Raw genomic sequence first — 23627 nt, forward strand, 5'->3', positions numbered from 1 at the left:
TGCTTCGGGGGGGCTTGGATGGGGGGCTTATCCATTTGGTGGGGTGGGGCTGATGGCCCCTTCCGCCCTTACGGCGGGTCACTTTTTTTCTTGGAAAAAAGTAACCAAAAACCGCTTGCTCCTACATCCGGCCCTTCGCTGCGCTACGGGTTCCCTCACTCCGGCCTTGCTCCCGCGAGGACCGGGCTGTACGGGCCTTCCTGGCCCGCAGCCCTTGCCGGCCTTCCTGGCCGTCACCCCGCTCCGCAAGACCTCCGTTCGGCCTCCTGAGGTCGCCAAGTTACGGGTGGCGCCTGGGCTGGCGTTATCTTCGACAGTGGCAATGGTGGTGGATATTCGGGCCTCATCGCGGGCAAGCCCGCTCCCACAGGATAGTGTCGCTCTTTCGGTCAGCGGAGATCCTGTGGGAGCGGGCTTGCCCCGCGAATAGGCCGGAACTGCCAATGCAAATTCTGGCGCTGACGCGCTGTACCGCCCTTATAAACAAGCGAGAGCGAAGCGATTCGCCAGCCGTCGCCCTGGCACTTGATCTGGCCCTTGATCTGGCTTGTGATCTTGATCTACCGCGACTTCAGGAGGCCGAACGCAGGTCTTGCGGAGCGAGGTGACGGCCAGGAAGGCCGGCAAGGGCTGCGGGCCAGGAAGGCCCGTACAGCCCGGTCCTCGCGGGAGCAAGACCGGAGTGAGGGAACCCGTAGCGCAGCGAAGGGCCGGATGCAGGAGCAAGCGGTTTTTGGTTACTTTTTTCCAAGAAAAAAAGTGACCCGCCGTAAGGGCGGAAGGGGCCAGTGGCCGCACCACAACATCTGGATAAGCCCCCAGTCAACAAGCCCCCCCCACCCTCAAAGCCACCAAGCCAGCACCACCGGCAACCACACAAACGACAGCATCGTAGAACACATCACCAGGTTAGCCACCAACTCCGGCGAGCGATTCGCCCGCACCGCCAGCAGGTAGTTGAACACCGCCACCGGCATCGACGACTGCAGCACCAACACCGCCTTCTCCAGCGTCTCCAGCCCCAGCACCTCCCCCACGCCCCACCCCACCGCGCCCCCCAGCACAATCCGCAGCCCACCGAGCAGCAGCCCGCTGCCCAGATGCTGCAGGCGAATGCTCGCCAACGACACACCCAGCGTCAGCAACATCAGCGGGATGGTCATCCCCCCAAGCAGGTCAGCCGTGTTCGCCAGCCAGGTAGGCAGCTCCCACTGCAGGAAAATGATCGGCATCGACCCCGCCAGGCTGATCACGATCGGGTTGCGCACCAGCCCCTTGAGCGAAGTGGCACCGCCCGACACCGCAATCCCAAGGGTGAACTGAAAGATCGACAGCGCCAGGAAAAACGCCACGGCCAGCGCCAGCCCCTGTTCGCCGAAGGCATACAGGCTGATCGGCAGGCCCATGTTGCCCGTGTTGGGGTACATGAACGCCGGCAACAGCACCCGCCAGTCCAGGCCCGACAGCCGGCTGACGATGAACCCCAGCAAGGCCATGCCCAGCATGCACAGCACACAGGCCAGCGCCATGCTGGTAAACGCGGCCTGGTCCAGCCGGGTCCGGCTCAAGGTCGACAGCACCAGCGCCGGGGTGCCCACGGTCATCACCAGCCGGGCGATGAACTCGGTGGGGTAGTCGATCCCGCTGCGGGCCCAGGCGTAACCGATGCCTGCGACGATGAACACGGGCGCCAGAACGGCGAACAGCGAAGCCAGCATGTACCTTGCCCTCCCTGGCGATCAGGGGCTGATCGACCTAAGGCGGGCATTATGCCGCACCACCGCCAGGGAACAGAAACGGATCGGCGCAAATGCCTCACCCCGTCATGCCGGCAAACTTCATGGCCACCCGTGTCGCCAGTGCAACCGCGCCCAGCGCCATCACGCTGGCCGCCCAGATCGTCACCAGCCACAGCAGCCGTTTGCCCAGCCCCGGCGCCTTGCCGGTGGATGCATGCAGGCTCAATGGAACACCTCGCCGACCTTCACCTTGCCGCGGAACACGTAATACGACCACGCCGAATAGCCGAGGATGAACGGGATGATCAACAGCGCCCCGACCAGTGCAAAGCCCAGGCTCTGCGGCGGCCCGGCCGCTTCCCAAATGGTCAGGCTGGGCGGCAGTACGTACGGCCAGATGCTGATCAGCAAACCGGTGTAGCCCAGGAAGATCAGCCCCAGCGACCAGACGAAAGGCCCGGCATGCGGCTCGCCTCGCAGCGACCTGAGGATCGCCCAGGTCGCCACCAGCACCAGCACGGGCACCGGCAGGAAGAACCAGAAGTTCGGCAGGCTGAACCAGCGGTCGAAGATCGCTGGATGGGTCAGCGGCGTCCAGATGCTCACCACCAGCATCGACAGCACCGTCGCCAGGGTGATCGGCCCGGTGGCGCGGATGATCCGTGCCTGCAGCGGGCCTTCGGTCTTGAGCACCAGCCAGGTCGCGCCGAGCAGTGCATAGGCAATCACCACGCCGAACCCGCAGAACACATTGAACGCCGTCAGCCAGCTCATCACGCCGTCCGTGGCCACCCCGTCGACGATCTCGTGACCCTCGATGAACGCCCCCAGGATCACCCCCTGGAAGAACGCCGCGACAAACGAGCCGGACATGAACGCGCGGTCCCAGAACGGCTTGTGCGCCTCGTCGGCCTTGAACCGGAACTCGAACGACACGCCTCGCCAGACCAGCCCCAACAACAGCCCCAGCGCCGGCAGGTAGAGTGCGCTGAGCAAGATCGCATAGACCTTGGGAAACGCCGCCATCAGCCCTGCCCCGCCCAGCACCAGCCAGGTCTCGTTGCCGTCCCAGACCGGCGCCACGGTGTTGACCATGGTGTCGCGGTGGTCGCGCTCCGGGATGAACGGAAAGAGGATGCCGATGCCCAGGTCGAAACCGTCGGTGATCACATACATCATCACGCCGAAGCCGATCACCAGAAACCAGATCAGTGGTAGATCAATACCCATTTTCCAACACTCCCGTCAGTGCTTGTTCACGAGGCTTGAATACAGCGAGCCATCGACCGCCGACAGCGGTCGGGCCGGTCGCTGGTTGTCCGTCAGCGGTGCGCCGAGCGCTTCGTGCTCATGCGCCTGCGGCCCCTTGCCGACCAGGCGCAGCATGTACACCACGCCCGTGCCGAAAATGCCCAGGTACATCACCACCAGCACCACCAGGCCGACCGTCAGGGTCATCGCCGAATGATTGGAGACGGCATCCTCGGTGCGCATCAGCCCGTACACCACCCACGGCTGACGGCCGATTTCGGTGACGTACCAGCCGGCCAGCAACGCCACCAGGCCGGACGGCCCCATCCACAGGGCGAAACGCGCCAGTGCTGTGGACCGGTACAAGCGCCGGCGCCAACGCAGCCACAGGCCGTAGACGCCGAGCAGGACCATCAGCAGGCCAAGGCCAACCATGACCCGGAACGACCAGAAGACGATGGTCGCGTTGGGCCGGTCCTCGCGGACGAAGTCCTTCAGGGCCGGGATATGGCCGTCCCAGCTGTGGGTCAGGATCAGGCTGGCCAGGTTGGGGATCTCGACCTTGTAGCGGGTGGTTTCGGCGTCCATGTCGGGGATCCCGAACAGGATCAGCGGCACGCCCTGGCCCGGGGTATTGCTCCAGTGGCCCTCCATCGCGGCGATCTTCGCCGGTTGGTGCTTGAGGGTGTTGAGGCCGTGCAGGTCGCCGATCAGCACCTGCAACGGTGCGGTGAACAGCAGCATCCACATGGCCATCGAGAACATCCGCGTGACCGCCGTGCTGCGGTTGCCACGCAGCATGTGCCAGGCCGCCGAAGCGCCGACGAACAACGCCGTCGAGAGCATGGCCGCCGTCACCATGTGCGCCAGGCGATAGGGGAATGACGGGTTGAAGATGATCGCCAGCCAGTCCACCGGCACCACGATGCCGTTGATCACTTCATGGCCTTGCGGCGTCTGCATCCAGCTGTTGGAAGCGAGGATCCAGGTCGCCGAGATCATCGTGCCGACCGCCACCATGGCCGTGGCGAAGAAGTGCAGGCCGCGCCCGACCTTGTTCCAGCCGAACAGCATGACGCCAAGGAAGCCAGCCTCGAGGAAGAACGCCGTCAACACCTCATAGGTCAGCAGCGGGCCGGTGATGCTGCCGGCGAACTGCGAATAGAAGCTCCAGTTGGTGCCGAACTGATAGGCCATGACCAGCCCGGAGACCACCCCCATGGCGAAGTTGACCGCGAAGATCTTCGACCAGAAGTGGTACAGGTCGAGGTAGGCGTTGTCCTTCTTGTACAGCCACAAGCCCTCCAGCACCGCGAGGAACGAGGCCAGGCCGATGGTGATGGCCGGAAAGATGATGTGGAAGGTAATGGTGAAACCGAACTGAATACGTGCCAGCTCCAAGGCTGTCAGGCTGAACATGGTTATGCCTCATGACGATGGGAAAGGCGCTCGAGCAGCGTGCGTGGCCGGGCCTGCGCCTGCAGGCGGGCGTCTGCCGCCTGCTGCCAGCGCACCACGGGCACCGTCGGCGGTGCGAGCAGGCTGGTGAAACCGCACTGCAGCAGCATCGCGAACTGGTCGGGCAGCATCGGCCCGGCGGCGCGCAGGTCGCCGGCGAACGCATAGCGCTCGCGCAGCAGCCGCGCCAGGGTGAAACCGCGGCCGTCGCGTGACTTGGGGAAGTCGATGACCAGCAGCTCGAGCTCGGCCAGCAGCCCCAGCAACGCTTCGGGCTGCTGGTCGGCATCGACCCACAGGCCTTTGGCCGGCACGCCGAACTGTTGCTGGAACGCCTCCCACTGGCTCAACGCGACGACGCTGCGTTCGCTGGCCACCAGCGGCGTTTCTGGCTCCTGGTACAGCCAAGGGTCCGGGCTGGGCAGGCCGTTAAGATCAATGAGCGTCACGCAGCACCTCCTTGAACACGTCGATGCCGATGCGCCGGTAGGTGTCGAGGAAGCGCTCGTGCGCAACGCGCTCGCGCAGGTAGATCGCGACAATCGCGTCGACCACCTCCGGGACCGCCTCGTAGCTCACCGAACGGCCCAGGATGGTGCCGACCGCCGCGTCTTCGCCCGCGCTGCCGCCCAGGGTGATCTGGTAGTTTTCATGGCCCGCCTTGTCCAGGCCGAGAATGCCGATGTGCGCGACATGGTGATGGGCGCAGGCATTGATACAGCCGGACACGTTGAGCTTGAGTTCGCCGATCTCGCGCTGCCGCGCCTCGTCGAAGCGCAACGCGATGCGCTGGGCGACCGGCACCGAACGGGCCGTCGCCAGGCTGCAGTAGTCCATGCCGGGGCAGGCGATCGAGTCGGAGATCAGGTTGACGTTGGCCGTCCCCAGCCCCGCCTCGCGCAATGTCTGCCACAGCGGGTACAGGGTACTCAGGCGGACATGCGGTAACACCAGGTTCTGCTCGTGCGACACGCGGATCTCGTTGAGCGAATGGACCTCGGCCAGGTCGGCGATCAGGCGCATTTCCTCGGCGCTGACGTCGCCGGGGATCCCGCCCTTGGGCTTGAGCGAGATGACCACGCTGATGTAGCCGCGCTTCTTGTGCGGGTGAGTGTTGCTGCGCACCCAGTGGGCGAACGCGACATCGCTGTTGCGAGCCTCGAGGTAAGGCTCACAGATCCCTGGGAGTTGTTCGAACGCCGGTTTGACGAAACGCGCGTCAATCGCCTCGACGATGCCCGGCTCGAGGTACTGACGGTCAGCCGGGAGGCTGGCGAACTCGGCCTCGATCATCTCGATGAAGCGTGCCGGCTTGAGTTCGCGGACGAGGATCTTGATCCGCGCCTTGTACAGGTTGTCGCGCCGGCCGAGCGTGTTGTACACCCGCAGGATCGCCTCGACATACCGCAGCAGCTCGCGCTCCGGCAGCCACTCACGCACCAGCGTACCGACGATGGGCGTACGCCCCAGCCCTCCCCCGGCATAGATCTGCAGGCCCACCTGGCCGTGCTCATTGCGCCGGGCAAGGATGCCGATGTCGTGAAAACGCACCGCGGCCCGGTCGATCGGGCTGCCGGTGATGGCGATCTTGAACTTGCGTGGCAGGTAGGTGAACTCGGGGTGGTCGGTGGACCACTGACGGAGGACCTCGGCATGCACGCGCGGGTCGATCACTTCGTCCTCGGCGGCGCCGGCAAAATGGTCGGTGGTGACGTTGCGAATGCAGTTGCCGCTGGTCTGGATACAGTGCAAGTCGGCGTCGGCAAGGGCCGAAAGGATCTCGGGCGTGTCACTCAGGTGCGGCCAGTTGAACTGGATGTTCTGCCGCGTGGTGAGGTGGCCGTAGCCTTTGTCGTAGGTACTGGCGACGTGCGCCAGCCGGCGCAACTGAAGGGCGCTGAGGGTGCCGTAGGGGATGGCCACGCGCAGCATGTAACCGTGCAGTTGCAGGTACAGGCCGTTCATCAGCCGGTAGACCTTGAACGCCTCTTCGTCGAGCTCGCCACTGAGGCGGCGCGCCACTTGCTGCTGAAACGCGTCGGCACGCGCCCTGAGGAACTCGCGCTCGAAGGGGTCGTAGCGGTACACGCCAGCGTTGGCGGGTAGCTCAGCCTCAACGGGGCGGGCCCGTTCGCGCCGCTCGGCCGCCGCCACAACGGGCATGGCCTGCTTGCCGAGGTCGGTGCGTACCGAAGGGCCCCGGGCCCGCAAACGCTCGCGCAGGGCGATCGGCTCGATCACCCCGGCCACCTGCCGCGCAGCGCAAGGTACAGGGCCAACCACCTGGTTGGCCTTGACCGACTGCTCGGCCGCCAGCGTAGCCGCCTCGAGCTGTAGCGCGTCGAAGCCACTCGCCTGTTCCAGGCGCTCGACCCACTCATGCCCTGCGTTCAACCAGACGACAGCGCCATCGCCGAGGCGATTGGCGCAGATCAGATGGCAGTCATTCATCAAACATCTCCATGACTGGCAGCCCAGAAGCGCTTATCGTTGCAACCCTGCCGCGCCTCGCTGGTGCCTGACAATAATTTCCATACAGAGTCCGTTTGTATGGATTTATTACTTAACCGTATGCCATGTTATGCTTGAGTGTATGGATTTACAACCTGGGGAATTCGCATGCCTCTCGCCGAAGAGTCGAAGAAAACGGCTCAAGCCCAATGGATTAGGCCCTTCAAGGCGAAGGGCGGAGCCAGATACATACAGATCGCAGATATGATCGCAGAATCCATACAATCGGGTTCTTTGCAGGCCGGTGATCAGGTTCCACCGCAACGGACCCTGGCCGCTGAGCTGGGCGTCGACCTGACGACCGTGACCCGCGCCTATGCCGAAGCGCGCAACCGCGGCTTGATCGCCTCGTACGGCGGCCGCGGTTCGTTCGTCATGGGTGCCAGCGCGCCCGGCGCTCAGGCACGTATCGACCTGACCATGAACATCCCGCCGCAGCCGGCCAATGGCTCGATGGCCGAGCGGGTCGGCAAGGGCCTCGAGGAGGTGTTGCGCCGCCAGCGCATCGAAGCCCTGTCGACCTACCAGGACGAGCCGGGCACGCGCAGCGCGGTGCAGGCCGGCCAAGCCTGGCTGCAGCCTGCCCTGGGCGACCTGGACCTGCGCGGGCTGAGCGTGTGTGCCGGCTCGCAGGCGGCGATCTTCGCCATCCTGTCGTCGACCACCCGGCCCGGTGACAGCGTGCTCTGCGACCCCCTGACCTACCCCGGCTTGCTGCTGGCGGCGCGCCAGCTGGGCCTGCGCGTGGTGGCGGTCGAGGGCGATGCCGACGGCATGCGCCCGGATGCCCTGGAGCGCGCCCAGCAGCAGAGCGGCGCGCGCCTGCTGTACCTCAACCCGACGTTCAACAACCCGACGGCGCAGACCATGCCTGCCGGGCGCCGCGCGCAGATCGCCGCGACCCTGCTGCGCCTGCAGCTGACGCTGATCGAGGACGACCCCTACCGCTACCTGCTGGACGACGCACCCGCACCGATCGCCACCTTGACCGGCGGCGCCAACACCTACTACCTCGCCTCGCTGTCGAAATGCCTGTGGCCGAGCCTGCGCACCTCGTTCGTGCTGCCGCCGCGGGACGACGATGGCGACCGCCTGCACGCCGGCCTGCGGGCGGCGAGCATGGGCTGCTCGGGGTTGCTGCTGGGCCTGGTCGAGCACTGGATCCGCAGTGGTACCGCCAAGGCCCTGGTCGAGGAGATCCAGCGTGAGGCGCGGGCGCGCCAACAGCTGGCGCGCAGCCTCTTGAGCCACGAGGTGCAGACCCACCCCAGCGGCCTGCACCTGTGGCTGCCGCTGCCAGCGCACTGGAACCAGAGCCTGTTCACCCACGCCCTCGACGAGGTCGGGGTGAATGTCGCCGGCGCCGACTCGTTCAGTGTGTCGGCGCAGGCCCAGGATGCCGTGCGGGTGTCGCTCGGCGGCGCCGCCGACCAGGCCAGCCTGGGCCTGGCGCTGCGCAAGATCGAGGCCTTGCTCAAGGAAGACCGCCGGCGCAACTCGCGCGCGTTCGTCTGAAAACACCCCTGCGGCCTCTGGTCGCAGGGGTAGCCCCCTTGGCAAATTCTGCGCAGGGCTTAGAATCGCGCCTCCTTTTCGCCAGTCACCTCGCAAGGTGGCCTGCCCCCGATGCCGTCAATGAGGTCGTGTCGGGCAGTTCTGGCCTATTCGCGAGCAAGCCTGCGCTTGCAGGTTTCTGTCGAAGCCTGCCAGGCGCGGGCCTGCTTGCGATGTGCGCCGGCACTGCCCCTGAAGATCGCAACGACCTCCATTGGCCAAGCCGTCGACTCTTGCCCAGGTACCTCGTGCCGCCCCCCGGTCCGCAATGACCGGCGTCAGCGTGCACGCCCGAAAAGGCGTTCATTCCGCCGACTTTCAACTTGAGGTACGTATGTCTCCGCGTTTGCTGGCCCAGGCGCTGGCACCCCTGCTCGGGCTGTTCATCATTGCGCTGGGCAATGGTTTCATGTCTTCCCTGACCACCCTGCAACTGGGCACCGCCGGCGAATCGGCGACGATGATCGGTATCGTCTCTTCGGCCTATTTCATCGGCCTGACCCTGGGTGCGCTGTTCAACGACCGGCTGATCCTGCGCATCGGCCATATCCGCGCCTACACCAGCTTCGCTTCGCTGATCGCCGCGACCATTCTCCTGCAAGGCCTGTGCTACGACACCACCTGGTGGTCGGTGCTGCGCCTGATCAACGGCTGGGCCGCGGTCGGGGTGTTCCTGGTGATCGAGAGCTGGCTGCTGATGGCCGGTGACGCGAAGATCCGCGGGCGCCTGCTGGCGCTCTACATGATCGCCTTCTATGGCGCCGGGGTCATTGCCCAGGCCGCGCTGGGCGAGATCTCCGGCTGGGGCGGGACATCGCCGTTCATGGTCGCCGGCATGCTCGCCACGCTGTCGGTACTGCCGGTGGTGATCCTGCCGCAGGTGTCGCCACGGCTCGACCAGGTCGAGCCACTCAAGCCACGCCAACTGCTCGGCATTGCGCCGACCGGGCTGGTCGGCTGCTTCGGCTCGGGGGTGGCGATTGCCGGGATCTACGCGCTGTTGCCGCTGTACCTGCAACGCATCGGCCTGGATGTCGGGGAAGTCGGCACGATGATGGCCTGGGTGATTCTGGGCGCGATGCTCCTGCAATACCCGGTCGGGCGCTGGTCGGACCGCAAGGACCGCCAGGATGTGCTGATCACCCTGGCCGCGCTGTGCACCGTGCTGTCGGTGGTGATCGCCTTCCTGCCGTCCGACTCGGTGGCGCTGCCGGCGATGTTGTTCCTGCTCGGTGGCGGCGTCTTCGCGCTGTATCCGGTCGCGGTCAGCAGTGCCGCCGACCGGGCACCGTCCGATGCGCTGGTGCCGATGATCCAGGGCCTGCTGCTGATCAACTCGCTGGGCTCGGCGATGGCGCCGCTGGCGATCTCGCCGGTGATGACCTCGTATGGCGAGATCGGGCTGTTCTGGGCCTTTGCGGTGATCAACCTGGCGATGGTCAGCTTCTTCCTCTGGCGTCGCGGCAAGCGCCCGGCGCCGGAGCATCCGGCACCCTTTGCGCCGACCGCGACGTTCTCGCCCAGCGGCGCCGAGCTGCGCGTGACCGAAGAGCTGATGCACGCCGTCGAAGAGCATCCGTCGATGGCAGAAACCCAGGCGCCTGCGGCCCCGGCCGAACGCGCCTGACCCCTCGCGGGGCACGACCGCCCGTCGCCTGACGGGCACCCTGCCCCGCCTGCCACGGCCGAACGCATGACGATCATCCTTACAGGAGAATCACCATGGTCCGCATTCGTCCGCTTCCCCTGCTGCTCGCCCTGAGCCTGGGCCTCGCCTCCACCACCAGCATCGCCGCCACCGACATGACCACCACCAAGCCCAGCGCCGAACAGGCCAACGGCGATCATCCCAAAGGTGAAACCGCGGGTGAAGGCAGCAGCGTCAACAGCCCTGGCGGCAAGGACAACGACAGCAGCGACACCGGCACCGACTCGGATGCCGCCGACGGCAGCACCACGGGCGGTGCGAGCAGCGCTGACAGCCACAGCGATGATCAGGACGACGACCAATAAGCCTGGTTGTCTACGCTGAGCTGACCTGGATATCCCTGCCTGGAGGCATGCCATGACGATCCGAGCCTGCGTGCTTGGCACAGCGCTGTCGCTGTTTACCCTCGCCAGCCACGCCGAGAGCAGTGGCGCCTTGGCGGTCGCGTCCGCCTCGTTCACCGACGGCGGGGTTATCGCCCTGGAGCAGGTCGGCCCGGACCCTGGGTGCGGCAGTGGCGGCGAGCGCACGCCGCAGGTGAGCTGGAGTAACCTGCCGGAAGGGACCCGCTCGGTGGCACTGGTGATGTTCGACCCGGATGGCGGCAAGGGCCTCGGGGTGGTGCACTGGGTCGCTTACAACATCGACTCGGAGCACGGCAGCCTGGAAGAAGGCATTGCCGGGCAGACGACCCAGGCGGTCACGGTGGGGCGTAATTCACGCGGGATGATGACGTATCGCGGACCTTGCCCTCCGGCGGGGGATAATCCGCATCATTATGCGTTGACCTTGATTGCCACGGACCTGGCGCCGGGTAGCTTGGTGGAGGGGCTGGATCGGCAGGGCCTGATGGATGCACTGAAGGACCATGCCTTGGGTGGTCAGAGCATCGTCGGGCGTTATGGGCATTGATTGATCGGGTACCAGATCCGGCCTCTTCGCGGGTAAACCCGCTCCCACAGGTTCTGTTGATAACCCTGTGGGAGCGGGTTTACCCGCGAAGAGGCCGGATCTGGCGCCACAAGGCACTCAGCGCGAATACCGCGGGTCGTCCACCACCTGCTCATGCGCCGCAAACATCACCGGCAGCTGCTCCTTGAGCAGGTCCAGCCAGGTGCGCACCTTGGCGTCCAGGTAATGCCGCGACGGGTAGATCGCATAGATCTCCCGCTGCCGCAGCCGATGCGGCGCCAGCAACCGGCACAGCCGCCCTTCGGCAATCGCCTTGCTCGCCGAATAATACGGAATCAGCCCAATGCCCATGCCCAGCTCGGTGGCGTGCAGCATGGCGTCGGCCACATTGGTCAGAAAGGTGTCCTGCGGCAGGATCACGCACTTGTCCGCCGACTGCTCGAACGCCCAGTCCTCCTCGAACAGCGGGTCGCCCATGCGCAGGCAGACATGCTCGTGCAGGTCTTGCGGCCGCTGCGGCACGCCGTGCCGGGCCAGATACTCCGGTGAAGCGCAGAGAATGCTGTAGATGCTACCCAGCGGAATCGCGATCAACTGCGAATCCGGCAAGCCGCGGCCGACGGTGATCACCACGTCGTGGCCCTCGTCCAGCGGGTCCGGGTTGCGCTGGGACAAGGTCAGCTCCATCACCACCTCGGGGCACGCTGCCTTGTACGCCGCCACCAGCGGCATCATCAACATGCCCAGGCCGTGGGTCGAATGAAAACGCAGGCGGCCACGCGGGGTCAGGTGCGCGCCGCGCGCTTCGTCCACCGCTTCTTCGGTCAACAGCATGATCTGCCGGCAGCGTTCGAGAAAACGCTCACCCGCCTCGCTCATCCGCAGACGGCGGGTGGTGCGGTGCAGCAGGCGGGTCTGCAGCTGGTTTTCGAGCTCTGCAACGATCCGTGATACCTGCGCCGCCGAAATGTCCAGGGCGTTGGCGGCGGCGGCGAAACTGCCGCACTCCACCACCCGGGCAAAGGTTCGCATGGCATGCAGCATGTCCATGAAGGTCCGCTCCTTTCAGTCTTATTCGTACGTCCCAGGCAGGAATCTATCACGGGTTAGCCCCTTTATTGTGAATCACCAATGAATACATCATGGGTAAACCTCACAAGGAGCCTGACATGAAAGCCTCAATCGCCTTTTTCGCCCTGTTCGCATCGCTGGCCTCGGTCGGTGCCTATGCCGACCAGGCGACCACGCCTGCCTCAGAAACCTACGAATACGGCATGCCGCTGGACGTCGCCAAGGTCATCTCGATCACCCCGGCCAGCAACATCGCCGATTGCCAGGTGGGCACGGCGCACATGGTCTATGTCGATCATCAAGGCCAGCAACACGACGTCAACTTCCGCGAAATGGGCGACTGCTCGCAGATGTAAGCCGCGTTACCCGAACGCCGCTGGTTTCAGCCCAGCACCTGATTGATCCACTCGACCTGCCGGGCAAACTCACGGGCCTTGTCCTGAGGGACTTCCTGGGCATGCTCGAAATGCGCCAAGGTCTGCTGCCGTTGCCGCAGCACACGCCGCCACTTGGCCAGAAACGGCTCGCTGCGCGCCTCTAGCAGCCGCGGACCGAAGAACAGTTCCTGCTCGGTGTACTGAATGCCCGCGCCAGGGACTGCGACGATGATCTCGTAATCGAAGCGATTCTCCCGCAGCAACTCCTCATGGACGATCTGGTAGCCGTTATCCATCAGCCAGGTGCGCAGTTCACGCTCGCCGCCGTTAGGCTGCAGGATCAGCCGCTGCTGGCCATTCAGGTACGGCTGGCCGCGCTGGAAGATCTCGCACATGGTCTCGCCACCCATGCCGCACAGGCTGATCGTATCGATCCGGTCGGCCGGCGTGATCGCCGCCAGGCCATCGGCCAGGCGCACGGTGACCCGCTCATCGAGGCCGTTCTTGCGCACGTTGCGCTGCGCCGAGTGGAACGGTGTCTGCGCCACCTCACCCGCCACCGCATAGTCGATCTGCCCGCGCAGCATCAACGCCACCGGCAGGTAGCCGTGGTCAGAGCCGATATCGGCCAGCCGCGCGCCGGCGGGCACGTGCGCCGCCACGCGCTCCAGGCGCCGGGACAAAGTCTGTTCGTTCAACCTGTGTTCCTTCTGCACGACCGGCGCAGCGCGCGCGGCCAAATGGGGCGCGATTCTGACCGTCAACGCCGGCTATTTCAATTCTCCTGGCCGAGCGGGCACGGCCTGGCGGCTCGACCGACCCGGCCAGCTCACGTACGCTTGCGGCTTTCCTTCCGTTGCAAGGCACGCATTCCCATGGCAAATGCAGATATCACCTTTATTCCCGACCCGGACCCCGAGTCGATTTCGTCGGACGTGACCGGCTTCGGCAACCTGCTGGTCAGCACCCAGATCCCCACCCGCGCCGATGGCAGCCTGGAGCTGGGCGGCATCGTCGAGCAGAGCGAATGCACCCTGCAGGCGCTCAAGGTCGCCCTGGAGCGCGCCGGCAGCTCGATGGACCGCGTGCTGCACCTGACCATCTACCTCACCGACATGGCCGACCGCCCGGCCTTCAACGAGGTCTACCAGCGCTTCTTCAGCCAGCCATGGCCAGTGCGTGCGGCGGTCGGCGTGGCCTCGCTGGCAGTCGAAGGCATGCGCGTCGAAGTGACCGCGATGGCGGCCAAGGCCTGAGTCATCCGTTGCCGGTGATGGCCCCTTCGCGGGGCATCACCGGCAACCAGGATCTACACCGTTACACAGCAGGAAGCCTTAAATGCGCCGCCACTTCACCGTTCTACTGCCCACCCTTGGCCTGTGCACCCTGGCCCACGCCGAATCGCCCGCCCCGTTCCAGTTGCTCGAACCGCTGGTCGTCACCGGCACCTACGCGCCTAACGCCAGCTTCGACCTGCCCTACTCCATCGACACCGTCGACCGCGCGCAGATCAGCGACGGCCAGCTCGGCGTCAACCTCTCCGAAGCGCTCAACCGCGTCCCCGGCCTGGTGGTGCAGAACCGCCAGAACTACGCCCAGGACCTGCAGATCTCCTCGCGCGGCTATGGCGCCCGCTCGGCCTTCGGCATTCGCGGCATCAAGCTGCTGAGCGACGGTATCCCGGCCAGCACCCCCGACGGCCAGGGCCAGGCGGCGTCGCTGAACCTGGACGTCGCCGAGCGCATCGAGGTCCTGCGCGGGCCCGCTTCGGCGATCTACGGCAGCAACGCGGGCGGGGTCATCCAGATGTTTACCCGCGACGGCGCCGGGCCGCCCAAGGTGGGCGTCGAAACCACCTTTGGCAGCGACGGCTTCAACAAGAACCATGTGTATGGCGAAGGTGGCAACGACCAGGCCGGGTTTGTCCTCGACGCCTCGCGCCTGGACACCGACGGCTACCGCGACCACAGCGCTGCGCGCCGCGACCAGACGTTTGCCAAGGTGCATGTACGCCCGGATGACGACAGCCGCCTGGCGGTGATCTTCAGCAGCCTGGAGCAGAACGGGACGCAGGATCCGCTGGGGCAGACCTGGGAAGGTTACAAGGATGATCCGCGCTCGGTGAGCCCGCGGGCCGAGGAGTACAACACCCGCAAGAGCATCCACCACCAACAGGTGGGGGTGAATTACGAACGGTATTTTGGTGATGCGACGTTGCAGGCCAATGTGTATGCCGGGCGGCGTAGCGTGATTCAGTATCTGTCGATACCTAAGGACACCGTACCGAACGAGCTCGGCGGCGGCGGCGTGGTCGACTTTGACCGCGAGTTTCACGGTGGCACCCTGCGCTGGATCCAGCCGGTGGAGGTAGCCTACGGCGCCCTGACAGTTACCGCCGGTGCAGATTACGACCGCAGCCGCGATGACCGACGTGGTTTCAAGAACTACAGCGGCACCACGCTCGGCGTCAAAGGCGACCTGCGCCGGGACGAGAAGGACACTGCCACCAGCCTCGACCCGTATCTGCAAGCGCATTGGGAAATAGACCGCTGGACCGTGGACGCTGGCGTGCGTCACAGCAGCATGGAGATGGAGGTGAACGATCACTTCCTCTCCAACGGCGATTCCAGCGGTTCGAAGAAGTACCAGCGGACGACACCGACGCTGTCGGTGATGTATGCCTTTACCCCGAATTTGCATGGTTACATCAGTGCCGGCAAGGCGTTTGAGACGCCGACGCAGGCCGAGATGGCCTATGCGCCAGGGGGTGTGGAAGGCTTCAACTTTGGCCTCAAGCCTTCGACCAGTACTCAATACGAACTGGGTATCAAGGCACGGCCAGACGAGCGCACGCGGATCAACGCCGCCGTGTTCGAGATCCGGACCGAGGACGAGGTCGTAATCAATGGTTCCAAGGATGGTCGTACCAGCTACAACAACGCCGGCAAGACGCTGCGCCGCGGCCTGGAGTTGAGCGTACAGCGCGAACTGAACGCGCAATGGCAGTTCAACCTTGCCTATACCTGGCTCAAAGCTACATATGACGAGGACTTTGTTCAGAACTCATCGCTTATCGAGAAGGGCAACTACCTGCCTGGCGTGCCAAGCAGCAGCCTGTTCGGGGAATTGATCTGGAAGCCTCGTCAAGGCATCAGCATGGGCCTTGAAGGCCAATACCGCAGCAAGGTCTATGTCGAGGACAGCAATCAGTACAAGGCCGCCCCAAGCTACACGGTGTTTAACTGGCGCACGCGCTTCGAGCAGCAGTACGGGCCTTGGACGTTCCACCAAGTCGTTCGCTTGGAGAATATCCTCGACCGCCAGTACGTTGGATCGGTGATCATAGGCGACACAGCGAATAAGCGTTTCTATGAAGCCGCGCCGGGCCGCTCCTGGTATGCCGGAGCCGGCCTGGAGTATCAGTTCTAGGTAGTTTTTTGTCGCCTGCACCGGCTTCTTCGCGGGGCAAGCCCGCTCCCACAGGGATCGCGCTGTTCTGGAGATTTGCGCGGTCCCTGTGGGAGCGGGCTTGCCCCGCGAAGAGGCCGCAGCAGGCGATCTACAGGTGTATTGCCTCCACCGGGCAGCCCAAAGGTGCCCCCAGGCCATTTCACCGCTACAATGCCCGCCTAACCGTGACAGCCCGAAAAAATAACGACATGTCCCTTCCAAAGAATCACCTGGAACTGCTCAGCCCTGCCCGCGACGTGGCGATTGCCCGCGAAGCCATCCTGCACGGCGCTGATGCCATCTACATCGGCGGCCCGAGCTTCGGCGCGCGGCACAACGCCTGCAACGAAGTCGGCGAAATCGCCGAACTGGTCGAGTTCGCCCGGCGCTACCACGCCCGCGTGTTCACCACCATCAACACCATCCTCCACGACAATGAACTGGAGCCGGCACGCAAGCTGATCCACCAGTTGTACGACGCCGGCGTCGACGCCCTGATCGTGCAGGACCTCGGGGTGATGGAGCTGGACATCCCGCCGATCGAGCTGCACGCCAGCACCCAGACCGACATCCGCACCCTGGCCCGGGCCAAGTTCCTCGACCAGGCCGGCTTCTCCCAGCTGGTCCTGGCGCGCGAGCTGAACCTGCAGGAAATCCGCGCGATCGCCAGCGAGACCGATGCCGCCATCGAGTTCTTCATCCATGGCGCGCTGTGCGTGGCCTTCTCCGGCCAGTGCAACATCTCCCACGCGCAGACCGGGCGCAGCGCCAACCGCGGCGACTGCTCGCAGGCCTGCCGCCTGCCTTACACGCTCAAGGATGACCAGGGCCGCGTGGTCGCCTTCGAGAAGCACCTGCTGTCGATGAAGGACAACAACCAGACCGCCAACCTGCGCGACCTGGTCGACGCCGGCGTGCGCTCGTTCAAGATCGAAGGCCGCTACAAGGACATGGGCTATGTGAAGAACATCACCGCCCACTACCGCCAGGAGCTCGACGCGATCCTCGAAGACCGCCCGGCCAAGGCCCGCGCCTCCAGCGGCCGCACTGCGCACTTCTTCGTCCCCGATCCGGACAAGACCTTCCACCGCGGCAGCACCGACTACTTCGTCAGCGACCGCAAGATCGACATCGGTGCCTTCGACTCGCCAACCTTTACCGGCCTGCCGGTCGGCGTGGTGGAAAAAGTCGCCAAGCGCGACCTGATGGTGGTCACCGAAGTGCCGCTGAGCAACGGTGACGGCCTCAACGTGCTGGTCAAGCGTGAAGTCGTGGGCTTTCGTGCCAACATCGCCGAGCTCAAGGGCGAGTTCGAGGAAGACGGCCAGACGCGTTACCGCTACCGTGTCGAGCCCAACGAAATGCCGGCCGGCATGTACCAGTTGCGGCCCAACCATCCGCTCTCGCGCAACCTCGACCACAACTGGCAACAGGCCCTGCAGCGCACCTCCGCCGAGCGTCGCGTGGGTGTGGCCTGGCAGGCCGAGCTGCGTGAGCAGCGCCTGCAACTGACCGCCACCAGCGAAGAAGGCGTGTCGGTCAGCGTCGGCCTGGACGGGCCGTTTGGCGAGGCCAACAAGCCGCAGCAGGCGCTCGACCAGTTGCACGACCTGCTCGGCCAGCTGGGCACCACCCAGTACCACGCCAGTGCCATCGAGCTGGATGCACCGCAGGCGTTCTTCATCCCCAACTCGCAGCTCAAGGCCCTGCGCCGCGAGGCGATCGAGGCACTGACCGAGGCGCGGGTCCAGGCGCATCCGCGTGGCGGGCGCAAGGCCGAGACCGACCCGGCACCGGTGTACCCGGAGTCGCACCTGTCGTTCCTGGCCAACGTCTACAACCAGAAGGCCCGCGACTTCTATCACCGCCATGGCGTGCAGTTGATCGACGCGGCCTACGAGGCCCACGAAGAGCACGGCGAAGTGCCGGTGATGATCACCAAGCACTGCCTGCGCTTCTCGTTCAACCTGTGTCCCAAGCAGGCCAAGGGGGTTACCGGTGTGCGCACCAAGGTCGCGCCGATGCAGTTGATTCAGGGCGATGAGGTGCTGACCCTGAAGTTCGACTGCAAGCCGTGCGAGATGCATGTGGTGGGCAAGATGAAGTCGCACATCATCGACCTGCCGACCCCGGGCAGTGGCGTGGCGCAAGTGGTTGGGCATATCAGCCCGGAAGATCTGCTCAAGACCATTCATCGCGCACCGCATTGATCGACTGATCGGCCGTAAAGCCCCCTCCACGGGCAATTCAGCGACTGCATGCTGTGCAGGCGCCGGGTTGTTCGGGAGGGGGCTTTTTTGCGCCCGCACAGGCCAAAAATACGCCAATGGATATTGGTACGGCGGTACACCAAATACAGCTGTAAATGATAATCCTTACCAGATATGATCCGCGGACTTTTTCCATCCCCCTCCAAGGATCGTACCGTCCATGCGCCGTGCGTTCGTTTCATTCTGCCTTGTCAACGCTATCTCCCCGTCCGTGCTGGCTGACGCGCAAGCGCCCGAGCCGCTCGAGCTGCAAGCCGTCAATATCGATGCTGCCACTGATCGCGAACGCGCCGACGGGCCGGTGGTTGGCTACAAGGCCACGCGCTCGGCCAGTGCCACACGCACTGACACCGCGCTGCACGAGACCCCGCAGTCGATCAGCGTGGTGCCCAAGGACGTCCTCGAAGACACCGGCGCCACCCGTTTGCAGGACGCGCTGGACTACGCCGGCGGCGTCGGGCGTGCGAATAACTTTGGCGGCCAGGGGCTGACCACGGTCACCGTGCGCGGCTTCACCACGGGTGAGTACTACCGCAATGGCTTCCCGATCAACCGCGGTTACCCGAACGCGCCCGACGCCAACACCGTCGAACGCCTCGAAGTGATCCGTGGCCCGGCCACCAGCCTGTACGGCCGTGGCGACCCGGGCGGGACCTTCAACGTGGTCAGCAAGCAGCCGATGAGCGAGGCCAAGGTCACCCTCGGCAGCCAGTTCGACGACCAGGGCATGCACCGCGCGACCTTGGATGCCACTGGGCCGCTTAGCGAAGATGGGCGTCTGGCCTACCGCCTGAACGTGCTTGGCGAGGGCGGCGAGAGCTTCCGCGACGACGTCGAGAGCGAGCGCTATGACGTCGCGCCCGTGCTCAGCTGGCAAGCCACGGACAGCACGAAGATCGTCTTCGAAGGCGACTTCATGCGCAACAACCACCCGCTCGACCGTGGCCTGACCCGCTACGCAACCCAGCGCGGCAGCGCCTCGCGTGACACCAACGTGTGGGAGAAAGGCAGCGACAACCTGCTGCACAACGACAACAACATGGCCCAGCTGCGTTTCGAGCACCTGCTCAACGACAACTGGACCCTGGCCGGTGGCATGCAGTGGCTGGATGGCTCGCTCAAGGGCAATGCCGTCGAAGCCAACGGCGCGCCAACTGACGGTCGCACCCTGCAGCGCAACTTCAACTACCGCAAGCTGGAGTGGACTGATCGCGATTATCAGCTCAACCTCACCGGCCACTTCGATACCGCAGGGTTTGCGCATACCTTGCTGACCGGTATCGAGTACGAGGATTACGACTACAACTCGATCATCCAGCGTTCGTCGGCAGCCTACTCGATCGACATCTACGACCCCGTATTGGGCCAGCCTCGCCCTGCGCTGACTGATACCACCACCCATGACAAGGAAAATCTCAAGACCTGGGCCGTTTTTGTCCAGGATCAGGTGGCATTGACAGAGCGTCTTAAAGCGCTCGCCGGTGTACGCTTTGAGCGCTTCGAACATCAGTACGATAATTACCTGCCTAACACTACAGACTGGGATGCGGCAGACAACGCGGTAACCCCGCGCTTTGGGCTGATCTATGACCTGACCGAAACTATTGCGATCTACGCAAACACTGCGCGCTCGTTCAAACCGAACAGCGGTGCATCACGTGGTGGGGACGGTTTCGATCCTGAGAAAGGCAAATCCTACGAACTGGGGGTGAAGTGGGAAGCACTGGACCGTCAGCTCAGCGTCGACGCTGCGATCTATCAAATCGTCAAAGAAAACGTATTGACCGTGGACCCCGTGAACACGGCCTACAGGGTATCGGCAGGCGAAGTGCGCAGCCGTGGCCTGGACATCAACGTCGCCGGCAACATCACCCCGCAATGGCGCGTGATCGGTGGCTACGCCTACGTCGACGCCGAGGTGACCAAGGACAACACCCTGGCCAAGGGCACCCACCTGGCGAACATCCCCCGCAACAGCTTCAGCCTGCTCAACACCTACGAGTTCCAGGACGGCCTGGCCAAGGGCCTCGGCCTGGGTGTAGGGGTCAAGCACGTGGATGATCGCGCCGGCCAGACCGCCGCGACCACCTACACCATGGCGCAGTACACCGTGGTCGACCTGCTGAGCTTCTACCAGCTCAACGAGCACGTGAGGCTGAACCTGGACGTGAAGAACGTCTTCAACAAAGAGTATGACGAAGGCGCGTTCAACCTTTACGCCTACCCAGGCGCCCCTCGCACGGTGCAGGCCGGTATCGCCTACACCTTCTAAGCTCGGGCTTGGCGGTGGTCAGCTACGTGCGGCCACCGCCGGGTTCAGCGCAACAGTGCCGGGCTCGCTCGCCGGCCGAGACAGCATGGCGGCGATCGCCGCGACCAGCGCCAGGCCGCCGATCAGGTAGCCCACCGGCAGCCAGCCACCCCCTTCCTCGAGCAGCGCGTAACACAGGCTCGGGGAAAACCCGGCGACGATAAAGCTCAATTGCGTCGCCAGGCCGACCCCGGTGTAACGCACGCGAATGCTGAACATCTCCGCATAGAACGACGGCCACAAGGCGTTCGGCGCGCTGTACAACACCCCCTTGAGCAACACCGTACTGGCGACGATCAGGGCGATGTTGCCGGTGGTGATCGACCACATGAACACAAACACCCCGACACAGCTGGCCAGCGAGCCGGCGACGAAAATGCGCTTCTTGCCGATGCGATCGGCGAGCAGGCCGAACAACGGCTGGCAGATCAGCGCACCGACCTGGCTGGCGGCAATCGCCATGAGCATCGAGGCGCGGTCGACGTGCTGGTTGTTGGTGGCCCACGACAAGCCGAAGATCATCACCAGCGACGACACCGAACAGATCAGCGCGCAGCAGAACACCGTGATGAACGCGCGGCCTTCCTTGCTGAACATTTCCAGCACTGGAGCCTGGGCAGCAGCGGCCTTCTTGTTGGCAAACTCGGGGCTTTCATCCACGCCCTGACGAATGATCAAGGTGACCGCGACCATCACCCCGCTGATCAGGAACGGGATCCGCCAGCCCCAGGTCAGCAATTGCTCCTCGCTCAACATCGACAACGGAATGAACACCGAGGTCGCCAGGATCGAGCCCATCGACGCGCCGTTGATCATCCAGCTGGTGTAGAACGCGCGCTTCTTGCCGGGCGCGTGCTCCATGGTCAGCAGGCTCGCACCGACCTGCTCGCCACCTGCCGACAAACCTTGCAGCAGCCGACAGGCCACCAGCAGCCCGGGCGCCCAGGCGCCAATACTGGCGTGGGTGGGCAACAGGCCAATGGCGGTGGTGGCGATGCCCATCAGCAGCAGCGTCATCATCAACACCTGCTTGCGGCCGATGCGGTCGCCCAGGTGGCCGAACAACAGCGCACCGACGGGGCGGGCGATGTAGCCGACGCCAAAGGTGGCCAGCGCGGCGAGGGTCCCGGCCATGGGATCGGAGGACGGAAAGAACAACGTGCTGAACACCAGCGCCGCCGCCGACCCGTAGATGAAGAAGTCGTAGTACTCGACCACGCTGCCGAGGAAACTGCCGAACGCGGCTTTGCGCGCCATGCGCGGATCATGTGTGTTCATGGGCAACCTTTCGTTATTGTGATTGTGTGGGTTGAAGGTCGAAGTGGTGGCCTCAGGCGCGGCCAAACGGTGCCAGTTGGCTGCCTCCGCAGACGTGGATGACCTCGGCAGTGATGAAGGCGGCATCGCTGGAGGCCAGAAACGCCGTGGTGTTGGCGATGTCCTCAGGGGTGGTCAGGCGCTTCAGCGGGGTGTTGCCGATCGAGCCTTCGGCCATCAGTTCGAAGCTTTCCCGGTCGCGCCCGTCGAGGGTGAAGGCCGACGGCAGCAGGCCGGGCGCAATCGCGTTGACGGTGACCTGCCAGGGCGCCAGTTCGCGCGCCATCGAGCGGGTCAGGCCGACCAGGCCGGCCTTGCAGGCGACATAGGCCGGTGGCCCCCCGGCGACCCAGCAGCGCGACACCATGTTGATCACCCGGCCACTGCCCTGGGCTTTCCAGTACGGTGCGACCTTCTGGCACAACAACGCCGGCCCGCGCAGGTTCACCGCCATCATGTGGTCCCACTGGACGGGATCGAAGTCGAACAGCGAACCACGGTGGTTGACCGCGGCATTGTTGACGACCACGTCGATGCGGCCAAACGCGGCGCCTGCACGATCGACCATGGCCTCGATCGAGGCCTGATCGCCCAGGTCGGCATGCAGCGCCAGGGCCCGTTGCCCAGGCTGGCAGTCGAGGTCGCGCACCAGGGCCTGCGCGGCCTCCAGGTTGAGGTCGACAGCGACGACATGCAGGCCGTCGCGGCACAGGCGCGCGCAGATCGCCCGCCCCAGTTCGCCGGCAGCGCCGGTCACAAGCGCAACAGCGCGGTCAGTGGCAGGGTTCATCGGGCGATGGCCTCGTGGTGGTGGTTGAGTTCAGGGGCCGCAGCGAGCCCCATGTAGTCGCGAACCAGGTCGCGGTTGCGTGCCAGCTTGTGCAGGTCGGGGTAGTCACTGGAGAAGTCTTCGATCGACACCCAACCCGCGTAGCCGCTCTGGCGCAAGGTGCCAAGCATGCTGCGCAGCGGCAGCACGCCCTGGTCGGGGGCGCTCCAGTGCCAGCCCCAGCCCTCGCCCGCCGCCTGCGGCCGATAGGCGACGTTCTTGACCTGGACATGCGCCAGGTGCGCGCCCATCAGGTCGAGCGACAGCTGCACGTCCTCGCGCCCTTCGATGGCCAGGTTGCCGATGTCGTAGATGATCCCCAGCGCCTGCGCCGGGTAGTGCTCGGCAATGCGCATGGCCAGCGACGGGCTGGAACAGATGGTGCGCTGATGCACCTCCAGGGCCAGTTGCACGCCCTGGTCTTGCGCGTACGGCAGGATCTGCTCGAGAAACCGCCGCATCCGCGCATAGGCCGGGGCATAGCGTTCGTTTTCATAGCTCGGTGCCCACAGCCGCAGGCGACATTGGCCGGCCAGTGCCGCCAGGTCGATCAGGCGCTGCGCCTGCTCGATGTCGCCCACCGCCAGGTACGGGCTGAGGCCGAAGATGGTCAGCCCCAGTGCCTGGCAATGGCGCTGGATGCGGGCGATCGCCGTGGCGTTCGGGGCGACCGTGCAGCGGTTGTTGCAGCGGGCGTCCCAAGGCTGGGTGGGGTCGAGCTGGCCAACGTCGGCGACCCGCCATTCGACGCCCTGGTAGCCCAGGCGCGCCAGCTCATCGGCCAGCGCCTCGGGGGTAAGGCTGGGCAAGGATGCACTGGAGGCGCCGAGCCGGGGGATGGGGAGCATGATCAGGGTGTCCTTGTATTT

At 64.9% G+C, this 23627-nt stretch carries 20 protein-coding genes; 9 read left to right on the forward strand and 11 right to left on the reverse strand.

What is annotated here, in order from left to right; all coding sequences use genetic code 11:
* Positions 1 to 842: 842 nt before the first annotated feature.
* The 6 genes from CCOS865_RS14780 to CCOS865_RS14805 form a co-directional block, all read right to left on the reverse strand.
* Complete coding sequence (locus tag CCOS865_RS14780) at positions 843 to 1718, reverse strand: AEC family transporter (protein ID WP_119142069.1); 876 nt, start codon at positions 1716 to 1718, stop codon at positions 843 to 845.
* A 97-nt stretch (positions 1719 to 1815) separates the two neighbouring features.
* Positions 1816 to 1965, reverse strand: coding sequence for a DUF2474 domain-containing protein (locus CCOS865_RS14785; protein WP_208644537.1), 150 nt, complete (start codon positions 1963 to 1965; stop codon positions 1816 to 1818).
* Positions 1962 to 2969, reverse strand: coding sequence for a cytochrome d ubiquinol oxidase subunit II (gene cydB / locus CCOS865_RS14790; RefSeq protein WP_119142071.1), 1008 nt, complete (start codon positions 2967 to 2969; stop codon positions 1962 to 1964). The genes CCOS865_RS14785 and cydB overlap by 4 nt, the downstream gene beginning before the upstream one ends.
* A 15-nt stretch (positions 2970 to 2984) precedes the next feature.
* Positions 2985 to 4409: a cytochrome ubiquinol oxidase subunit I gene (locus CCOS865_RS14795; protein ID WP_119142073.1), complete on the reverse strand. Its 1425-nt coding sequence runs from the start codon at positions 4407 to 4409 to the stop codon at positions 2985 to 2987.
* A 2-nt stretch (positions 4410 to 4411) separates the two neighbouring features.
* Entirely contained in the window at positions 4412 to 4897 is a 486-nt protein-coding gene (locus CCOS865_RS14800; protein ID WP_119142075.1) for a DUF934 domain-containing protein, read from the reverse strand.
* A complete protein-coding gene (locus tag CCOS865_RS14805) occupies positions 4884 to 6899 on the reverse strand; it encodes a DUF2849 domain-containing protein (protein WP_119142077.1) in 2016 nt (671 codons plus the stop codon). The genes CCOS865_RS14800 and CCOS865_RS14805 overlap by 14 nt, the downstream gene beginning before the upstream one ends.
* 168 nt (positions 6900 to 7067) lie before the next feature.
* On the opposite strand from CCOS865_RS14805, the gene CCOS865_RS14810 reads away from it, so the two are divergent.
* From CCOS865_RS14810 to CCOS865_RS14825, 4 genes are all read left to right on the forward strand, one after another.
* The gene (locus tag CCOS865_RS14810) at positions 7068 to 8474 is read left to right on the forward strand and encodes an aminotransferase-like domain-containing protein (RefSeq protein WP_119142079.1); all 1407 of its coding nucleotides are present in this window, start codon (positions 7068 to 7070) and stop codon (positions 8472 to 8474) included.
* 373 nt (positions 8475 to 8847) lie between these two features.
* Positions 8848 to 10140, forward strand: coding sequence for an MFS transporter (locus CCOS865_RS14815; RefSeq protein ID WP_119142081.1), 1293 nt, complete (start codon positions 8848 to 8850; stop codon positions 10138 to 10140).
* Between the two features lie 95 nt (positions 10141 to 10235).
* The gene (locus CCOS865_RS14820) at positions 10236 to 10526 is read left to right on the forward strand and encodes a hypothetical protein (RefSeq protein WP_119142083.1); all 291 of its coding nucleotides are present in this window, start codon (positions 10236 to 10238) and stop codon (positions 10524 to 10526) included.
* 52 nt (positions 10527 to 10578) lie between these two features.
* A complete protein-coding gene (locus CCOS865_RS14825; protein WP_119142084.1) occupies positions 10579 to 11133 on the forward strand; it encodes a YbhB/YbcL family Raf kinase inhibitor-like protein in 555 nt (184 codons plus the stop codon).
* A 117-nt stretch (positions 11134 to 11250) separates the two neighbouring features.
* Here the strand turns inward: CCOS865_RS14825 and CCOS865_RS14830 are convergent, their stop codons facing one another.
* A complete protein-coding gene (locus tag CCOS865_RS14830; RefSeq protein WP_119142086.1) occupies positions 11251 to 12183 on the reverse strand; it encodes a LysR family transcriptional regulator in 933 nt (310 codons plus the stop codon).
* Positions 12184 to 12302: 119 nt separating this feature from the next.
* On the opposite strand from CCOS865_RS14830, the gene CCOS865_RS14835 reads away from it, so the two are divergent.
* The gene (locus CCOS865_RS14835; protein ID WP_119142088.1) at positions 12303 to 12560 is read left to right on the forward strand and encodes a DUF2790 domain-containing protein; all 258 of its coding nucleotides are present in this window, start codon (positions 12303 to 12305) and stop codon (positions 12558 to 12560) included.
* Between the two features lie 26 nt (positions 12561 to 12586).
* Here the strand turns inward: CCOS865_RS14835 and CCOS865_RS14840 are convergent, their stop codons facing one another.
* The gene (locus CCOS865_RS14840) at positions 12587 to 13279 is read right to left on the reverse strand and encodes a tRNA (adenine(22)-N(1))-methyltransferase (protein WP_119142090.1); all 693 of its coding nucleotides are present in this window, start codon (positions 13277 to 13279) and stop codon (positions 12587 to 12589) included.
* A 177-nt stretch (positions 13280 to 13456) separates the two neighbouring features.
* On the opposite strand from CCOS865_RS14840, the gene CCOS865_RS14845 reads away from it, so the two are divergent.
* The 4 genes from CCOS865_RS14845 (at position 13457) to CCOS865_RS14860 (ending at position 20573) form a co-directional block, all read left to right on the forward strand.
* Positions 13457 to 13837 carry a RidA family protein gene (locus CCOS865_RS14845; RefSeq protein WP_119142092.1) on the forward strand — a complete coding sequence of 127 codons (381 nt, stop codon included), beginning with the start codon at positions 13457 to 13459 and terminating at the stop codon, positions 13835 to 13837.
* A gap of 82 nt (positions 13838 to 13919) precedes the next feature.
* Positions 13920 to 16010 carry a TonB-dependent receptor family protein gene (locus CCOS865_RS14850; RefSeq protein WP_119142094.1) on the forward strand — a complete coding sequence of 697 codons (2091 nt, stop codon included), beginning with the start codon at positions 13920 to 13922 and terminating at the stop codon, positions 16008 to 16010.
* Between the two features lie 230 nt (positions 16011 to 16240).
* Positions 16241 to 18241: a peptidase U32 family protein gene (locus CCOS865_RS14855; protein ID WP_119142096.1), complete on the forward strand. Its 2001-nt coding sequence runs from the start codon at positions 16241 to 16243 to the stop codon at positions 18239 to 18241.
* A 220-nt stretch (positions 18242 to 18461) separates the two neighbouring features.
* Complete coding sequence (locus CCOS865_RS14860) at positions 18462 to 20573, forward strand: TonB-dependent siderophore receptor (RefSeq protein ID WP_119142098.1); 2112 nt, start codon at positions 18462 to 18464, stop codon at positions 20571 to 20573.
* 18 nt (positions 20574 to 20591) lie between these two features.
* Here the strand turns inward: CCOS865_RS14860 and CCOS865_RS14865 are convergent, their stop codons facing one another.
* The 3 genes from CCOS865_RS14865 to CCOS865_RS14875 are packed head-to-tail and all read right to left on the reverse strand — an operon-like array spanning position 20592 to position 23606.
* On the reverse strand, positions 20592 to 21890 hold the full coding sequence (locus tag CCOS865_RS14865) for an MFS transporter (RefSeq protein ID WP_244216119.1): 1299 nt from the start codon (positions 21888 to 21890) through the stop codon (positions 20592 to 20594).
* A 52-nt stretch (positions 21891 to 21942) separates the two neighbouring features.
* Positions 21943 to 22719: an SDR family NAD(P)-dependent oxidoreductase gene (locus CCOS865_RS14870; RefSeq protein ID WP_119142102.1), complete on the reverse strand. Its 777-nt coding sequence runs from the start codon at positions 22717 to 22719 to the stop codon at positions 21943 to 21945.
* The gene (locus tag CCOS865_RS14875) at positions 22716 to 23606 is read right to left on the reverse strand and encodes a sugar phosphate isomerase/epimerase family protein (protein ID WP_119142104.1); all 891 of its coding nucleotides are present in this window, start codon (positions 23604 to 23606) and stop codon (positions 22716 to 22718) included. The genes CCOS865_RS14870 and CCOS865_RS14875 overlap by 4 nt, the downstream gene beginning before the upstream one ends.
* Between the last annotated feature and the right edge of the window lie 21 nt (positions 23607 to 23627).

The organism is Pseudomonas reidholzensis (assembly GCF_900536025.1).
GTDB classification, from domain to species: Bacteria; Pseudomonadota; Gammaproteobacteria; order Pseudomonadales; family Pseudomonadaceae; genus Aquipseudomonas; species Aquipseudomonas reidholzensis.

Bases quoted from the DNA above. Each gene is read 5' to 3' on its own strand.
- CCOS865_RS14780 (WP_119142069.1), bottom strand. From the start codon at position 1,718: ATGCTGGCTTCGCTGTTCGCCGTTCTGGCGCCCGTGTTCATCGTCGCA.
- cydB (WP_119142071.1), bottom strand. From the start codon at position 2,969: ATGGGTATTGATCTACCACTGATCTGGTTTCTGGTGATCGGCTTCGGC.
- CCOS865_RS14795 (WP_119142073.1), bottom strand. From the start codon at position 4,409: ATGTTCAGCCTGACAGCCTTGGAGCTGGCACGTATTCAGTTCGGTTTC.
- CCOS865_RS14805 (WP_119142077.1), bottom strand. From the start codon at position 6,899: ATGAATGACTGCCATCTGATCTGCGCCAATCGCCTCGGCGATGGCGCT.
- CCOS865_RS14810 (WP_119142079.1), top strand. From the start codon at position 7,068: ATGCCTCTCGCCGAAGAGTCGAAGAAAACGGCTCAAGCCCAATGGATT.
- CCOS865_RS14815 (WP_119142081.1), top strand. From the start codon at position 8,848: ATGTCTCCGCGTTTGCTGGCCCAGGCGCTGGCACCCCTGCTCGGGCTG.
- CCOS865_RS14820 (WP_119142083.1), top strand. From the start codon at position 10,236: ATGGTCCGCATTCGTCCGCTTCCCCTGCTGCTCGCCCTGAGCCTGGGC.
- CCOS865_RS14825 (WP_119142084.1), top strand. From the start codon at position 10,579: ATGACGATCCGAGCCTGCGTGCTTGGCACAGCGCTGTCGCTGTTTACC.
- CCOS865_RS14830 (WP_119142086.1), bottom strand. From the start codon at position 12,183: ATGGACATGCTGCATGCCATGCGAACCTTTGCCCGGGTGGTGGAGTGC.
- CCOS865_RS14835 (WP_119142088.1), top strand. From the start codon at position 12,303: ATGAAAGCCTCAATCGCCTTTTTCGCCCTGTTCGCATCGCTGGCCTCG.
- CCOS865_RS14845 (WP_119142092.1), top strand. From the start codon at position 13,457: ATGGCAAATGCAGATATCACCTTTATTCCCGACCCGGACCCCGAGTCG.
- CCOS865_RS14850 (WP_119142094.1), top strand. From the start codon at position 13,920: ATGCGCCGCCACTTCACCGTTCTACTGCCCACCCTTGGCCTGTGCACC.
- CCOS865_RS14855 (WP_119142096.1), top strand. From the start codon at position 16,241: ATGTCCCTTCCAAAGAATCACCTGGAACTGCTCAGCCCTGCCCGCGAC.
- CCOS865_RS14860 (WP_119142098.1), top strand. From the start codon at position 18,462: ATGCGCCGTGCGTTCGTTTCATTCTGCCTTGTCAACGCTATCTCCCCG.
- CCOS865_RS14865 (WP_244216119.1), bottom strand. From the start codon at position 21,890: ATGAACACACATGATCCGCGCATGGCGCGCAAAGCCGCGTTCGGCAGT.
- CCOS865_RS14870 (WP_119142102.1), bottom strand. From the start codon at position 22,719: ATGAACCCTGCCACTGACCGCGCTGTTGCGCTTGTGACCGGCGCTGCC.
- CCOS865_RS14875 (WP_119142104.1), bottom strand. From the start codon at position 23,606: ATGCTCCCCATCCCCCGGCTCGGCGCCTCCAGTGCATCCTTGCCCAGC.